Source organism: Oleiphilus sp. HI0067 (genome assembly GCF_001635735.1).
In genome coordinates, this window is sequence record NZ_LWFI01000730.1 from 1 (window position 1) to 381 (window position 381).

Here is a 381-nt window from a genome sequence, read left to right on the forward strand (position 1 = left end):
CGCCCCTTGCTAACTTGTGTAGCGCATACATTCGACTGGGTAGTGAAACCTTGTTGCTCGGCTGTTTTTGCAACTAAGGCGTACATCTCTTCGTTGTAACCAGTATTCGAGCCGATTTTGATCTTTTTGTCCTTAAGGTAGGCCATCGTATCTAAACAGCCCGGGATGACCTGACTAAACTCTTGGATTGTCTCTAATTGCAGTGGTAGAAACTCATGGTATAAGCGTTGTACATCTTTTTCAGATGGGCTTCTTTGATAAAGAGTCTCCCACTGCTGTGCAATCTTTGGCATGGCGAGCATTTGTCGAATGTGCTCGCTCTTCTCTGTGCCCATTGGAGCGCGACAGTCAGCATCGCTAACCGTAATGTCTTCATGTTCG

General features: G+C 46.5%; 1 pseudogene. It reads right to left on the bottom strand.

From position 1 onward, the window contains the following. Nucleotides 1-381: pseudogene (locus A3739_RS29695) on the bottom strand (phosphonoacetaldehyde hydrolase); the annotation flags it as partial.